The 14983-nt window shown below is 73.1% G+C and carries 14 protein-coding genes and 1 tRNA gene; 13 read left to right on the top strand and 2 right to left on the bottom strand.

Annotated features, from left to right (window positions below):
- Window positions 1-13 precede the first annotated feature (13 nt).
- From ACIQOU_RS27545 to ACIQOU_RS27570, 6 genes are read left to right on the top strand one after another with little or no spacing between them, the layout of a single operon-like run.
- A complete protein-coding gene (locus ACIQOU_RS27545) occupies window positions 14-1462 on the top strand; it encodes an NAD-dependent succinate-semialdehyde dehydrogenase (RefSeq protein ID WP_401540283.1) in 1449 nt (482 codons plus the stop codon).
- On the top strand, window positions 1459-2229 hold the full coding sequence (locus tag ACIQOU_RS27550; protein ID WP_401540286.1) for a fumarylacetoacetate hydrolase family protein: 771 nt from the start codon (window positions 1459-1461) through the stop codon (window positions 2227-2229). The genes ACIQOU_RS27545 and ACIQOU_RS27550 overlap by 4 nt, the downstream gene beginning before the upstream one ends.
- Window positions 2226-2597, top strand: a complete 372-nt coding sequence (locus tag ACIQOU_RS27555) for a VOC family protein (protein ID WP_401540289.1) — start codon at window positions 2226-2228, stop codon at window positions 2595-2597. Before ACIQOU_RS27550 ends, ACIQOU_RS27555 begins: the two co-directional genes overlap by 4 nt.
- Window positions 2598-2624: 27 nt before the next feature.
- Window positions 2625-3410 carry an alpha/beta fold hydrolase gene (locus tag ACIQOU_RS27560; protein ID WP_401540291.1) on the top strand — a complete coding sequence of 262 codons (786 nt, stop codon included), beginning with the start codon at window positions 2625-2627 and terminating at the stop codon, window positions 3408-3410.
- A complete protein-coding gene (locus ACIQOU_RS27565; protein WP_401540294.1) occupies window positions 3407-3889 on the top strand; it encodes a heme-binding protein in 483 nt (160 codons plus the stop codon). Before ACIQOU_RS27560 ends, ACIQOU_RS27565 begins: the two co-directional genes overlap by 4 nt.
- A 4-nt stretch (window positions 3890-3893) precedes the next feature.
- Window positions 3894-4922: a methionine synthase II (cobalamin-independent)-like protein gene (locus tag ACIQOU_RS27570; protein ID WP_401540296.1), complete on the top strand. Its 1029-nt coding sequence runs from the start codon at window positions 3894-3896 to the stop codon at window positions 4920-4922.
- A gap of 87 nt (window positions 4923-5009) precedes the next feature.
- On the opposite strand, the gene ACIQOU_RS27575 is transcribed toward ACIQOU_RS27570, so the two are convergent.
- Window positions 5010-5297 (bottom strand): putative quinol monooxygenase, encoded by a 288-nt coding sequence (locus tag ACIQOU_RS27575; protein ID WP_401540299.1) that lies wholly within the window; start codon window positions 5295-5297, stop codon window positions 5010-5012.
- A gap of 187 nt (window positions 5298-5484) precedes the next feature.
- Between ACIQOU_RS27575 and ACIQOU_RS27580 the strand changes: the two genes are divergently transcribed.
- The 5 genes from ACIQOU_RS27580 (at window position 5485) to ACIQOU_RS27600 (ending at window position 12001) form a co-directional block, all read left to right on the top strand.
- Entirely contained in the window at window positions 5485-6933 is a 1449-nt protein-coding gene (locus ACIQOU_RS27580) for an aldehyde dehydrogenase family protein (RefSeq protein ID WP_401540301.1), read from the top strand.
- A 58-nt stretch (window positions 6934-6991) separates the two neighbouring features.
- Window positions 6992-8191, top strand: coding sequence for an L-2-hydroxyglutarate oxidase (gene lhgO, locus ACIQOU_RS27585; protein WP_401540304.1), 1200 nt, complete (start codon window positions 6992-6994; stop codon window positions 8189-8191).
- Between the two features lie 141 nt (window positions 8192-8332).
- The gene (locus ACIQOU_RS27590) at window positions 8333-9193 is read left to right on the top strand and encodes an amidohydrolase family protein (RefSeq protein ID WP_401540307.1); all 861 of its coding nucleotides are present in this window, start codon (window positions 8333-8335) and stop codon (window positions 9191-9193) included.
- 13 nt (window positions 9194-9206) lie between these two features.
- Complete coding sequence (locus ACIQOU_RS27595) at window positions 9207-10919, top strand: thiamine pyrophosphate-dependent enzyme (protein ID WP_401540310.1); 1713 nt, start codon at window positions 9207-9209, stop codon at window positions 10917-10919.
- A gap of 20 nt (window positions 10920-10939) precedes the next feature.
- A complete protein-coding gene (locus ACIQOU_RS27600; protein ID WP_401540312.1) occupies window positions 10940-12001 on the top strand; it encodes an Ldh family oxidoreductase in 1062 nt (353 codons plus the stop codon).
- A gap of 60 nt (window positions 12002-12061) precedes the next feature.
- Here the strand turns inward: ACIQOU_RS27600 and ACIQOU_RS27605 are convergent, their stop codons facing one another.
- Window positions 12062-12661 carry a TetR/AcrR family transcriptional regulator gene (locus tag ACIQOU_RS27605; RefSeq protein ID WP_401540315.1) on the bottom strand — a complete coding sequence of 200 codons (600 nt, stop codon included), beginning with the start codon at window positions 12659-12661 and terminating at the stop codon, window positions 12062-12064.
- Between the two features lie 320 nt (window positions 12662-12981).
- Between ACIQOU_RS27605 and ACIQOU_RS27610 the strand changes: the two genes are divergently transcribed.
- Window positions 12982-14427 carry an MFS transporter gene (locus ACIQOU_RS27610; protein WP_401540318.1) on the top strand — a complete coding sequence of 482 codons (1446 nt, stop codon included), beginning with the start codon at window positions 12982-12984 and terminating at the stop codon, window positions 14425-14427.
- 218 nt (window positions 14428-14645) lie between these two features.
- Window positions 14646-14719 (top strand) — tRNA-Pro (locus ACIQOU_RS27615).
- The last annotated feature ends 264 nt before the right edge of the window (window positions 14720-14983 follow it).

Consider the following 14983-nt stretch of genomic DNA (forward strand, 5'->3'; position numbering starts at 1 on the left):
AGGGCACCCACCCATGAACACCGACCACGGCTACCCCGCTGTCCGCCTGCACATCGCGGGCGAGTGGTGCCAGGGCGGCGCCGGACGCACCGCCCCCGTCGTCAACCCGGCCACCGAGGAGACGATCGGCGAGGTACCCCTCGCCACCGTCGCCGACCTCGACCGGGCCCTCGAAGCCGCCGACGCCGGGTTCGCCTGCTGGCGCGACACCCCGATCGCCCGCCGGACCGACGTCCTGCACACCGCCGCCGACCTGCTCACCGCGCGCGCCGCCGAGGTGGGCCGGATCATGACCCTGGAGCAGGGCAAGCCCCTCGCCGAGGCCACCGGCGAGGCCCGCCGGGTCGCCGACACCCTGCGCTGGCACGCCGACGACGCCCGCCGCGCCTACGGCCGCGTCATCCCGTCCGCACCCGGCACCGTCCTGACCGTGCGCCGCGAACCGGTCGGCCCCGTCGCCGCGTTCGTGCCGTGGAACTTCCCGGCCGGCGGCCCCATGCGCAAGATCTCCGCCGCGCTCGCCGCCGGTTGCCCGATCGTCCTGAAGGCCTCCGAGGAGACCCCGGCGACCGCCGCCGCGCTGGTCGCCTGCTTCGTCGAGGCGGGACTGCCCGCCGGTGTCCTCAACCTCGTCTTCGGCGACCCCGCCGAGATCTCCGCGCACCTCATCGCCTCCCCGGTGATCCGGCTGGTCGCCTTCACCGGCTCGGTCCCCGTGGGCAAGCAGCTCGCCGCCCGGGCCGGCGCCGTGATGAAGCCGACGCTGATGGAACTCGGCGGCCACGCCCCGGTGCTCGTGTGCGCCGACGCCGACCCGGTGCAGGCGGCCCGCAGCGCGGCGCGCGCCAAGTTCGTCAACGCCGGTCAGGTCTGCACCTCGCCCAGCCGCTTCCTCGTCCACGAGAGCCACCTGGACGCGTTCACCGACGAGTTCGTGCGGGCCGCCGAGGCGGTCGTGGTCGGCGACGGCCTGGCCGAGGGCACCATCATGGGCCCGCTGGCCAACGAACGACGCCTGCACGCCATGGAGAGCCTGACCGCCGACGCCGTCGCCCGGGGCGCCAAGATCCGCACCGGCGGCGAACGGCTCGACCGCCCCGGGTACTTCTTCGCGCCGACCGTCCTCACCGACGTTCCGGCCGACGCGCGGCTGATGTCCGAGGAACCGTTCGGGCCGCTCGCGCCGATCGTGCCGTTCACCGACCTCGACGCGGCGCTGCGGGTCGCCAACGGGCTGCCGTACGGACTCGCCGCCTACGGGTTCACCGACTCCGCCGCCACCGCCGAGCACCTCGCCGGACGCCTGGAGGCCGGGATTCTCTCCCTCAACCACTGCGGCGGCTCCGTCCACGAGGCGCCCTCCGGCGGCGTCAAGGACAGCGGATACGGACGCGAGGGCGGCCCCGAGGCCCTCGACGCCTACCTCGTCACCAAGCGCGTCTCCCATCTGCTGACGCCGTGAGGTACGCGCGGATCGCCGTCGCCGGACAGCCCGTCTGGGGGCGGGTGGGGGAGCGGGACATCGAGCTGCTGTCCGGCTCCCCGCTGACCGGCACCCCGGACGTCGTCGGCACCGTCCCGGCCGACGGCGCCCACTGGCTGCCGCCCGTCGTCCCACCCGTCTTCTACGCCGTCGGCCTCAACTACCCCCGCCACATCGCGCACGCCGGCGCCACCACCCCGGCCCGCCCCGAGGTCGGCTACCGCGCCAACAACGCGCTCACCGGCCACCGTTCACCGATCGTCAAGCCGGCCGACGTCGAAGGACGCTTCGAGGCCGAACCCGAACTCGTCGCCGTCATCGGCCGCACCCTGCGCCACGCCACCCGCGAGGAGGCCCGCGACGCGGTGTTCGGCTGGACCATCGGCAACGACGTCAGCGCCCGCACCTGGCAGCACCAGGACCGCACGTTCTGGCGCAGCAAGAACAGCGACACGTTCAAGCCCATGGGGCCATGGATCGAGACCGACGTCGACGCCCTCGCCCAGACCACCACACTCCGCGTGAACGGCGAGACGCGGGCCGCGTTCGCCACCGGCGACATGGTGTTCGACCCCTTCGCCTACATCGTCGCGATCACCCGGTACCTCACCATGCACCCCGGTGACGTGCTGTGGATGGGCGCCGAAGCCGTCTGCGCGATCGCGCCCGGCGACACCGTGGACATCGAGATCGGCGGCATCGGCGTGCTCTCCAACCCCGTACATCCGGAAGGGAATCCGTCATGAGCAAGGAACCGCGCTACATCCACCACGTCAACTTCCCCACCACCGACCCGGACCGCACCGCCGACTGGTACGCCAAGGTCTTCGGCATGAAGCGGATCATGCCCAAGTCCAACACCCGCGTGGTGCTGATGACCCGGGGCACCTTCGACCTGCACTTCACGCCGGTCGAGGAGATGGAGCGCATGGCGCCCTACCACTTCGCCGTCGAGGTCGACGACTGGGACGAATTCCTCGCCCACCTCGGGGAGTTGGGCATCCGGCACACCCGGCCGATCGAACGGCCCGAGAACCGCTCCAAGTTCTGCTACATCCACGACCCCGACCACACCATGATCGAGCTGGTCTTCCACAGCCGCCGCCCCCAGTAGGCCACCCACGTACGGGAGTTACCCCTCATGCCCTTCGCCGATTCCGACGGCACCTCCGTCTACCACGAGCGGCACGGCAGCGGTCCGGTGATCCTGTTCGTGCACGGCAGCGGCGGTCACCACGCCGCCTGGTGGCAGCAAGTGGCCGCCCTGCGCGACGAGTTCACCGTCGTCACCGTCGACCTGCGGGGCTTCGGCAAGTCCGACTCGGCCATGACGGAGTTCGACAGCCGGGAGTTCCCCGCCGACCTCGTCGCCGTCCTCGACCAGGAGGACCTCACCGACGTCATGCTCGTCGGGCAGTCCATCGGCTCCGTCGCCGCCCTGCGCGCCGGTCTGCTGCGCCCCGCCCGGGTCAGCGGCGTCGTCCTCGGCCACTCCCTCGGCGGCATCGACCACCCCGAGCTGCGTGAACTGGCCGCCGCCGACCGGGCCGAGGCCGTCAAGCTGCCGGTCATCGACCGCCTCCTCACCCGGCCGTTCCAGCGCCGCCGCCCCGATCTCACCTTCCTCTTCCAGCAGATGGGCACCTTCAACGCCGCCCGGATGCAGGACCTGCGCAACCTCGACACCGACGGCCCCACCCTCGCCGAGATCCAGGCCTCCGGCGTCCACGTCACCTTCCTGGCCGGGGAGAAGGACGCGGTGCTCGGCGTCAAGACCGTCACCCGCGCCCATGAACTGCTGCCCGGCTCCCGCCTGGAGATCGTCCCGGACGCGCCGCACTCCCAGTACTGGGAGGCCCCCGACCCCTACAACGCGGCCGTCGCCCGCCTCCGCCGCACGCTCGACGCACCGAAGGAACGCCCATGACCAGCCGCCTCACCCTGGCCGCCGCCGACGCGCTCGTCGCGGCCGCCCACCAGCGCGCCCAGGAGATCGGGAAGGCGGTGAGCGTCGCGGTGGTGGACGCCGGCGGCTTCCCGATCTGCATCCGCCGCCCCGACGGCGCCCGCCCGCTCACCCCCGACATCGCCCGCGCCAAGGCGTACACCGCCGCCGTCATGCAGCGCCCGGGAACGATGCTGCGGAAGTGGCAGGAGAGCCAGCCCGTCTTCTTCGCCCAGCTCTCCCAACTCCCCGGCGCCGCCCTGCCGATCATGGCCACCGAGGGCAGCGTCACCATCAAGAAGGACGGCGAGATCATCGGCGGCCTCGGGATCGCCGGCGGCACCGCCGACGAGGACCAGAAGATCGCCGAGGACGTCCTCGCCGTCCTCGGCTACGAGCTGGAGTTCGCCGCCTGGGGCGTGACGGGCACGCCGGACGAGAATCCCGGAAAGGGCGCGTGACCCCATGGCGGACACCTTCAACTACCGCATCGACCACCACGGCAGCCTGGTCCGCCCGGCCGACCTGCGCACCGCCCGCGCGGCCGACGACCCCGCCGCCCTCCGGGACGCCGAACTCCACGCGCTCCAGGAGACGGTGGCCCTCCAGCGCCGGCTGCGCTGCACCGTCGTCACCGACGGCGACATGCCGCGCGAGGACTTCCGGGGCGCGGTGCTCGACGCCGTCTCCGGGTTCCGCCGCACCGGCGAGCGGGGCCCGGACGGGCTGGTGCGCTGGATCGCCGAGTCCCTGCCCAAGGCGGGCGGGCCGCTCCTCGCCGACTGGGCCGAACGCCTCACGGAGCTGACGGTCATCGCCCCCAAGGCGTCCCTGCCCTCACCGGCGTACCTCGCCGCCACCACCTTCGAACCCGGCCACGGGCCCTCCTCGGCACGGGAGTTGGGGGAGGCGCTCGCGGAGATCATCCACGCCGAGATCGCCCTCCTCGTCGCCCGGGGGGTGCGCCTGATCCAGCTCAACAACCCTTTGCTGCTGGGCCAGTTGGGGGCTGAACCGGAGGCGCAGGGTGCCCTGTCCTTCGAGGACGCCGTGGCCGTGGACGCGCTCGCGGTCCGGCTCGACGAACGCCCCGAGGGCGTGCGGATCGCCCTCGCGCCGGGCTGGTCGGCCCCGGCCGCCGTGGACCGGGCCCGGGTGGAGCGGCTGTACGGCACGGTCGCGGCCGACCGCTGGGTGCTGCCGTTGGACCGGGGCACCGCGGCCGAACTCGACCTGGTCCGGGCGCTCGACGGGGACCGTGACGTCTGCCTGGGCGTGGTGGACGCGACCAGGGCCGACCTGGAGGACATCGACACCGTGCTCGAACGGCTCGACGCGGTCGGGGAGTTCAAGGACCTGGAGGACGCGGCCGTCAGCCCCTCGCGCGGGTTCGCCGACGTGGCGGACCGGCCGCTGCTGAGCGCCGAGGAACAGCGCCGCAAGCTGGTCCTGGTGGAGACCGTGGCCCGCTATGTGTGGGGCAACGAGTTCTGAGGCGACGCCGGCAAGGAGCGGTGCGGTGGGCCCTCGTCCACCGCACCGCCGTTCACCGCACCGTCGTTGACCGGTGTGTCGGTGCCGTCACAGCACCTCGGCGAAGGTCACCGAGCGGTCCGTCAGCAGCGGCCAGACCGTCTTCACGATCACGTCCTCGAAGTGCGCGGCGGCCTTGTGGGCGTCGAAGCCCGCGCGGTCGGTGTAGCGCTCGTAGAGGAGGAAGGCGCCGGGTTCGTCGGCCACCGCGTGCACGTCGTACGCGAGGTTCGCGGGCTCGGCCCGGGTGGCCTCCCGCGCCGTCAGCAGCGCGGCCCGCACCTCGGCCGCGTCGGCGGGTGCGCAACGGTAGTGGGCGACGACGGCGAAAGCCATGGAATCCTCCGGCTCGGCTGCGGATGGTCAAGTCCGCCCATTCCAGCACGCATCCGAGCGGCGGCGGCGCGCACCCGGCGCAACCAATGTCTGCCGCACCGGGGCTGGTCCCGGCGCCGCCCCCTCGTGTGAGGTCGGTGACGCCCCCACCACCCTGCACCCGCAGCCGACGAGAGAAGTGAACCGTATGCGCACCCTCGAAACCCTCAGCGGCGGCGCGTGGATCACCACCGGCGACTGGATCGACGTCCACGACCCGGCCGACGTCCGCACCCCGCTCGCCCGCGTCCCCGCCCTCGCCGCCAAGGACGTCACCCGCGCCTACGACCATGCCGAGAGCGGCTTCGCCCACTGGAAGCGGACCAGCCCCTTCGAACGCGCCCGCGTCCTGACCGACGCCGCCCGGCTGATCCGCGAGCGGGTCGAGGCGATCGCCGCCGACGTCACCGCCGAGAACGGCAAGACCCTGGCCGAGGCGCGCGGCGAGACCCTCAAGGCCGCCGACTTCCTGGAGTACTACGCGGGCCTGGCCCGGCAGGGCTACGGCACCCTCCTGCACGACGCGCGCCCCGACCACCGCACCCACACCCAGCGCGAGCCGATCGGCGTGATCCTGGTGATCAGCCCCTGGAACGACCCGCTGATCACGCCCGCCCGCAAGCTCGCCCCGCTGCTCGCGGCGGGCAACGCGGCGCTCTTCAAACCGGCCACCGAGACCCCGCTCTCCGGACTGCTGTTCGCCCGCGCCCTGCACGACGCGGGACTGCCCGCCGGGGTCCTGAACGTCGTCACCGGCCGCACCGCCGAGATCGAGGAGGCCCTCCTCGACGACCCGCGCATCGCCGGCATCACCTTCACCGGCTCCAACGCCGTCGGCAACCGCATCCGCCGCCGCCTCGCCGACCGCACCGTCCGCTTCCAGGGCGAACTGGGCGGCAAGAACGCCTCCGTCATCCTGCGGGACGCCGATCTGCCGGCCGCCGCCCGCGCCGTCGTCGCCGCCTCCTTCGGGCAGGCCGGACAGCGCTGCACCGCCACCAGCCGCGTCGTCGTCGAACAGCCGGTGTACGAGGAGTTCACCCGGCTGCTGGTCGCCGAGGTGGAGGCGCTGCGGGTCGGCCCCGGCACCGACCCGGCGGTCACCCTGTGCCCGCTCTCCAGCCCGAGGCAGCGCGACGCCGTCCTCGCCGACCTCGCCCACGCCGTCGCCCAGGGCGCCACCGTGCTCACCGGCGGCCGGGCGGACACCGAGGGACCCCGCGCCCACGGCTGCTACGTGCTGCCCACCGTTCTCGCCGACGTCACGCCCGAGTCGGCGATCTGGCGGGCCGAGGTCTTCGGACCGGTCCTCGCGCTGCGCGCGGTCGACGGCTTCGACGCGGCCGTCGACGCCGTCAACGACTCCCCGTTCGGGCTCGCCGCCGCCGTCTTCACCCGCGACCTCGGCCACGCCCACCGGTTCGCGGACGAGGCCGAGTGCGGGCAGGTCGCCGTCAACACCACCACCACCGGCTGGGACGTCCACCTGCCCTTCGGCGGCTTCCACGACTCCGGCACCGGCTACAAGGAACAGGGCGAGGAGGTGCTGCGCTTCTCCACCCGGATCAAGACGGTGGCCGTCCACTTCGGCGCGTGAACGCCCGCCGGAACCAGGGGAGTTCGACGCGTGAACGTCGTTCGGAAGGAGCTGTCCGATGGCTGACGAGACGGTCGGCGTCGTCGGCGCCGGGATCGTGGGGCTCGCCACGGCCCGTGAGATCGCCCTGAGCCGCCCCGGCACCGAGGTCGTGGTGCTGGACAAGGAACAGGAGGTCGCCGCCCACCAGAGCGGGCACAACTCCGGTGTCGTGCACGCCGGGATCTACTACCCGCCGGGCAGCCTCAAGGCCGACCTGTGCGTGCGCGGCGTCGCCCTGCTGCGGGAGTACTGCCAGGAACGGCGGCTGCCGTACCGGGAGATCGGCAAGCTGGTCGTCGCCGTCCGCGCGGACGAGCTGGACCGGATGGAGCACCTGTACACGCGGGCCCGCGGCAACCACGTTCCCGACCTGCGCAGGGTCGGCCGGGAGGAGATCAGGGAGCTGGAGCCGCACGCCGGTGGCCTCGCCGCGCTGCACTCGCCGCGCACCGCGATCACCGACTACCCGGCGATCGCACGGGAGTTGGCGAAGGACATCGAGGCGTCCGGCGGCCGGGTCCGGCTCGGGTTCCCGGTCACCTCCGTCCGGGCGAGGGCGTCCGGCGTCGAGGTGGGGTCGGGAGCGCGGCGGCTGCGGGTGGACCGGCTCGTGCTGTGCGCGGGGTTGCAGTCGGACGCGGTGGCGCGGCTCGCGGGGGACGGCCGGGAGCCGCGGATCGTGCCGTTCCGGGGCGAGTACATGCTGCTCAAGCCCGACCGCGCACACCTCGTCAACGGCCTCGTCTACCCGGTGCCCGACCCGCGCTACCCGTTCCTCGGCGTGCACTTCACCCCGCGCGTCAACGGCACGGTGGAGGTCGGCCCCAACGCCGTCCTCGCCCTCGCCCGCGAGGGATACCGGCGCACCCGGATCTCCCCCCGCGACCTGCTGGGCCTCGCCGGCTACCCGGGCACCTGGCGGATGGCGGCCCGGCACTGGCGCACCGGCGTCAAGGAGTACCGCGGTTCGCTCTCCGCGGCCGCCTTCATGAAGGACGCCGCCCACTACGTCCCCGGCGTCGGCGTCCACGACGTCGTGCGCGGCGGCGCGGGCGTCCGCGCCCAGGCACTGGACCGGGACGGCACCCTCGTCGACGACTTCCGCATCCACCGCCACGGCCGGATCACGGCCGTCCGCAACGCGCCCTCGCCGGCCGCCACCGCGTCCCTGGCGATCGCCCGGCACATCGCCGCCGCCGTCTACGAAGGCTCCTGACGCACACCGGGAAATCCCTGCGTACGGGCTGCTTCCGCGCAACAAGTGGTTGCGCTCCCGGGGACTGCGCAAGGCCGCACGGCCCGCCTAGCGTTCCTTGCACACCGCCCCATCACCCCTTTCCGTGAAGAGAGTTGAGCCATGTTCGTCGTCGACACCCAGATCCACATCTGGCTGGAAGAGACCGCCGACCGCCCCTGGGTGCCCGGCGCCAGGGAACGCATCCGCCTCAACGGCCACCGCGAGGAGCCCTTCTCCTACGAGGAGGCGCTGGAGCTGATGGACGAGGCCGGCGTCAACCGCGCGCTGATCCTGCCGCCGTCCTGGGAGGGCGACCGCATCGACTACGCCCTCGAAGCCTGCGAGGCGCACCCCGACCGGTTCGGGATCATGGCCCGCGTTCCGCAGAACAAGCCCGAGGAGGGGAGGGCGATGATGGCGGACTTCGCCCAGAACCCCCATGTGAAGGGCGTCCGCCTCACCTTCCACCGCCCGCAGGACCGCAACTGGATGATCGACGGAACCAACGACTGGTACTGGCCGCTCGCCGAGCAGCTGCGCATCCCGACCATGGTGCACGCCCCCATCTGGAAGCGTGAGCTGGGCGAGATCGCCGCGGGACACCCCGAGTTGAAGATCATCATCGACCACATGGGCATCATGGCCCGCTGTGTCGACGACGCCATCGGTTACTGGGTCCAGGAGACCGCCGATCTCCATGTCCACCCGAACATCTACGTCAAGCTGTCGGCGCTGCCCGGCTATTCGACGCAGCCGTTCCCGAACCAGAACATCCAGCGGTACGTGCGCGAGATGGTCGACCGGATGGGCCCGCGCCGCTGCTTCTACGGCACCGACATCACCCGGCTGCTCGGCCACGGCATCACCTACACCGACACCATCGAACAGTTCACCAAGCACTGGGACTTCACCCCCGAGGAGCTTGAGTGGATCATGGGCCGCGGTATCTCCGAGGTCCTCGACTGGCCGATCGAGGGCTGAGGACGCACCGGAGATGACGGACACCCACAGCAACACGCCGGCCGCCGACGGCGGTGACGCCGTCGTCAGCGCCTTCAACGCCGTCGGCGCCGACCACGTCTTCTGCTCCTCGGGCTCGGAATGGGCCCCGGTCTGGGAGGCGTTGGCCCGCCGCCACCGCGACGGCCAACCGGCCCCGCACTACGTCGACGTGACCCACGAGACCGTCGCCGTGGGCATGGCCACCGGCTACGGCCTGCTCACCCGCCGACCGCAGGGCGTCCTGCTGCACGCGGCCCCCGGGCTCCTCCAGGGCTCGATGGCGGTGCACGGCGCGCTGCTGGCCGGCGTGCCCATGGTGGTGGCCTCCTCCGAGTCGAGCACGTACGGCGACGCCGACGGACCCGACCCGGGCGGCCAGTGGTACCGCAACCTGTCGATCGTGGGCGGCCCGCACGGCATCGCGCGGCCCTTCACCAAGTGGGCGAACGAGGCGGCCAGCGTCCACACCCTGCCGACGATGATCACGCGCGCGGCGGAACTCGCCTGGCGTGCCCCGGCGGGCCCCGCCTACCTCAACATCCCCCTGGAGATCCTCCTCGCCCCGTGGGACGGCCGTGAGGCGAAGCCGATCGTGGCGGCGGGCACCACCCACAGCTCGCCCCAGGAGGCCGACGCCGTCGCGGAGTTGATCCGCGCGGCACGCAACCCGGTGATCGTCACCGAGACGGCGGGCCGCGAGGCGGGCGGCTTCGAGGCCCTGGTCGCCTTCGCCGAGGCCTGGCAGATCCCGGTGGTCGAACCCGACTCGGCGGTCTGCGGCAACTTCCCGCGCACCCACCCCCTGCACGCGGGCGGCGACATCGGGCCCTGGATGGACGACGCCGACCTCATCCTCCTGGTCAACTGCCGGGCGCCCTTCTACCCGCCCTCGCGCCGCCCCGCCCGGGCCCAGGTCGTCGTCATCGACGAGGTGCCGCAACGCCCCCACGTCGTCTACCAGGTCCTCTTCGCCGACCGCTACCTGGAGGGCGATGTCACCCACACCCTGGGCCAGTTGACGAAGCGGGCGAAGGATCTCGCCCCGGACGCCGTCGCCGTACGCCGCGAGGCGCAGCAGGTCAGGTCCGCCGCCGAACAGGCCGCGATCGAGCGGGCGGAGCGCACGGCCGCCGCCTCCGAGGGCGTCGACCCGGTCCAGGTCGCCGCCACCCTGCGCCGCCTCCTCGACGGCCGGGACGGCATCGTCGTCGACGAGACCATCACCCACAGCCGGATCGTCCGGCGCCACCTGCACACCGCGGCCCCCGACGCGTACTTCTACGTCCAGGGCGGGCTCGGCCAGGGCATCGCGGTCGCCCTCGGGGTCAAACTCGCCGCCCCGCAGCGGCCGGTGGTGCTGACGATCGGCGACGGCGCCTTCGCCTACAACCCGGTGATCCCGTCGCTGGACGCTGCCCAGGCCTACGAACTCCCGTTGCTGATCGTGGTGTTCAACAACCGCGCCTACCGGTCCATGAACCTCAACCACCGCCGGTTCTACCCGGAGGGCGCCGCCGCCCAGACCGGCGAATGGCTCGGCACCGATCTGCGCCGGCTGCCCCGACTCGCCCGGTTCGCCGAGCCGTTCGGCATGCACACCGAGACCGTCGACACCACGGACGCGCTCGCGCCCGCCCTGGAGCGCGCCCTCAAGGCCGTGGCCGGGGGCACCACCGCCGTCGTCGACGTCCTCGTCACCCGCTGACCCAGGAGGCACCCGCCACCATGACCGACACACCCGCCAAATCCCTCGTGCCCGCAGACGAGTTGGGCGCGTTCTGCGCGGCCCTCCTCCAGCAGGGCGGACTGGGCGCCGAGCACGCCCGCACCACCGCCGACGTCTTCGTGTGGGCCGCGCGACGCGGCATCGACTCGCACGGCATCGCCCGCGTCCCCGCCTACCTGGAACTCCTCGCCAAGGGCATCGCCAACGCCGCCCCCGACCTCCGGTTCACGTCGACGACCCCGGCCGCCGCCGTCCTCGACGCCGACCGCGCCCCGGGCCCGGTCGCGCTGAGCGCCGCCGCCGACGAAGCGGTCCGCCGGGCCCGGGGCACCGGCATCGCCTCGGTGGGCGTCCGGGGCACCGTCCACACCGGTGCCATCGGCTACTACGTCTCGCGGATCGCCGAACAGGGCCTGGTCGGCCTCGGGTTCGTGGCCGGCATGCCCAACATGGGGTACACCGGCGTCAAGGGCGCAGCCGTCGCCACCAGCCCCCTCGCCGTCGCCGTACCGGCCCGCGACCACGCGCCGCTGCTGCTCGACATGGCCACCGCGACCGTCGCCCTCGGCAGGATCAAGCAGGCCCGGGCCAACGGGACGCCGTTGCCGCCGGGTGCCGCCGCCACCGCCGACGGCATCCCCACCACCGACCCCGAACTCGCCGTGATGCCCCTCCCGTTGGGCGGCGCCAAGGGATCGGGCATGTCCCTCGCCTTCGAGGTGCTCACCAGCGTTCTGGTCGGGGCGCCGATCTTCGCCGCGTTCCACTCCGACGACCCGCAGGGGCGCAGGCACCGGCAGAACGCGCTGCTCATCGCCGTCGACCCGGCCGCGTTCGGCAGCGCGGACGCCTTCGTCGCGGACGTCGACGCCACCCTGGCCACCCTCAAGGGGCTGCCGGTGGCGGACGGCGCCGAGGGCGTGTACTACCCCGGCGAGCGCAGCGCGGCCCTCGCCGAGCAGCGGGGCGCGAGCGGCATCCCGGTGGCGCCGAAGGTGCGGCGCGAACTGACCGAGAGCGCGGCCAGGCTGGGGGTGGAGGTGCCGACGGCGCTCAGGTAGCACGCGCAGGCGGCCGACCCGGCGCCCGATGCCCTTCAGGGTGTCGGGCGCCGCCGTCGTTCACGGCCGTCCCGCCGCCCCGCCGTGCGCGGCGCGCACCCCGTCCAGGGCGATGGCGAGGACGCGGTCGCGCTGGGCGTCGTCGGTGAACGTCGACCCGGTGACCCCGGCGAACAGCCGCACCAGATCGTCGAAGTCCATGTCCCGACGGGCCACGCCCGCTTCCTGGGCGCGGGCGAAGAGCGGGCCGCCCGCCGCGCGCAGCGACTCGCGGCAGGCCAGGAACGTCGACGAGTCGTCGTCGAGGGCCTCGCGCACCGCCCGCTTGGTCACCATGTAGTCGGTGAACCGGCGCAGCCAGCGGGTGAGCGCCTCCCACGGCTCCAGCGCGGCGACCTGCTGGGCGACCATCACCAGTTCGTTGACCTCGGCCGCGTAGACGCTCTCGAAGAGATGGCGGCGGGTCGGGAAGTTCCGGTACAGGGTGGCGATGCCGACCCCGGCGCGGCGGGCGATGTCCTCCAGGGCGGCCTCCGCGCCGTTCTCCGCGAACGCCTCACGCGCCGCGACCAGCAGCGCGTCGTAGTTGCGGGCGGCGTCCCTGCGGTGCGGGCGCTGGGTCGCCACGATCTCGGTCACGGGGTACGGCGAAGCCGTCACTGCTGCCTCCCGGCTCGGCTCACGGTTGAAGCGGAGGTATGCCTCCGCTACAGTGGAGGGGTACCTCCACTTTACCAGTGAGGGGCGCGTTCGCCGCGGACCCGTGCGCCCGCACGGATCGGCGACGCGGTCGCCCCCATGCGACCTCGCACGTCCGGGCCGAGCGCGCCCGGCGCGTACCCACTCACCCCACCTGTCTCGATCTCCCCTTTCCGCGACCGCCCCCGCGGCCGACGGCGTACCCGGCATGCCCACGAGGCCCGCCGTGACGGTACGGCCGTGGCCCGGGACGCGGCCGCCCCTGTTCGGAGAGGCTCTCCATGCCCCGCACCTCCACCCGGCTCACCTTCACGGTCCTCGCGACCGGCGCCGGTGTGTTCTCCATGCTCCAGTCGCTGATCGCACCCGCCCTGCCGACCGTCCAACACGCCCTGCACACCTCGCAGTCGACGGCGACCTGGGTGATGACGGCCTATCTGCTGTCCGCCTCCGTCTTCACGCCGATCCTCGGCCGGGTCGGCGACCTGATCGGCAAGAAGCGCACGCTCGTCGCCGTCCTGGTGACCGTGGCCGTCGGCTGTCTGCTCGCCGCGCTCGCGCCGACCATCGGCGTGCTGATCGTCGCCCGGGTCGTCCAGGGCATCGGCGGCGCGCTGTTCCCGCTGTCGTTCGGCATCATCCGCGACGAGTTCGACGCCGCCGAGGTCCCGGGCAGCATCAGCAACCTGTCCGCCGTCATCGCCGCGGGCGGCGGCGTCGGCATGGTGGCCGCCGGTCCCATCGTCTCCGCCCTCGACTACCGCTGGCTGTTCTGGATACCGGTCGCGGTGGTGGCGATGGCCACGCTGGTCGCCGTCCGCTATGTGCCCGAGTCGCCCCACCGGGCCGAGGGCAAGGTCGGTTGGCTCGGCGCCGGGCTGCTGTCGGCGTGGCTGGTCGCGCTGCTGCTGCCGCTCAGCCAGGCGGGCGTGTGGGGGTGGGGGTCGGCGAAGGTCATCGGCCTGTTCGCGGCGGCCGTGGTGCTCTTCGCGCTCTGGCTGCTGGCCGAGGCCCGCTCCGCCCACCCGCTGATCGACCTGCGGGTGATGCGCCTGCCGGCGGTCTGGACGACCAACCTGGCCGCGCTCCTCTTCGGCGCCGGCATGTACGCGATCTGGTCCTTCCTGCCCGGCTTCGTCCAGACCCCCGCAGCCGCCGGATACGGCTTCGGCGCCAGCGTCACCGCCTCCGGCCTGCTGATGCTGCCCATGCTGATCGCGATGTTCGCCTCCGGCCTGCTCAGCGCCCGCCTGCAACCCCTGTTCGGCGCGAAGGCCCTGCTCGCCACCGGCGCCGCCCTGGGCGCCGTCGCCTGCGGCCTGCTCACCCTCCAGCACGACGCGCAGTGGCAGATCGGCCTGGTCGCCGGCGTCTTCGGCCTCGGCATCGGCCTGGCCTTCGCGTCCATGGCCAACCTGATCGTCGGCAGCGTCCCGCCCTCCCAGACCGGCGCGGCGACCGGCATGAACGCCAACATCCGCACGATCGGCGGCTCCATCGGCGCGGCGGTGACGGGCGTCCTGGTCACGAGCCGACTCCAGCCGACGGGACTGCCGTACGAGTCGGGCTACACCCACGGTTTCGCCCTGCTGACGACGCTCTGCCTGGCGGCGGCCCTGGCCGCCCTGCTGGTCCCGACCCGCCGCGTCACGGGGACACCGCCCGGGCCGAGGGCGGAGTCCGTGGTGCCGGCGACCGCGAAGGCGGAGGAGACGGTGCACCCCTGAGCGGTCCAACGGCGGCCGGGGCGACGCCCGTTGGGAACGGTCCAACGCCGGCCGGGGCGACGCCCGTTGGGAACGGGCCAACGGCGCTCGGGGCGACGCCCGTTGGGCCGCGCCGGCGCCCCGGCCCCCGCGCCCGGCCGCCCCGGCGGTGCGGAACCACCGCCCGCATGCGGTAAAGTCGACTCGCGGGTTCACGCGGTTCACCACGCGGGAATCAGCGGGACGTGGCGCAGCTTGGTAGCGCACTTGACTGGGGGTCAAGGGGTCGCAGGTTCAAATCCTGTCGTCCCGACTGGAGACAGTCGTGAACCGAGGGGCGGTTCCGGAGAAATCCGGAACCGCCCCTCGGTCGTTTTTTTGGAGGGCCGGTCGGGGGGCCGCCCCCGTCCTCGCTGCGGAGCCGTCGAACGGGGTGTCCCCGGGGCGGACGGTCATGTCCCGGTGCGAGAGGGCCGATCGGCGCTTCGCGGGCCATATGGGTGTTGTCCCGTATATCCGATGGGCCCGGCCCTGAAAGATCATGCTCCCTTCGGGTGACAGGGGGACCCCGATCGCG

The sequence above is a fragment of the Streptomyces sp. NPDC091279 genome, assembly GCF_044757465.1.
GTDB lineage: Bacteria > Actinomycetota > Actinomycetes > Streptomycetales > Streptomycetaceae > Streptomyces.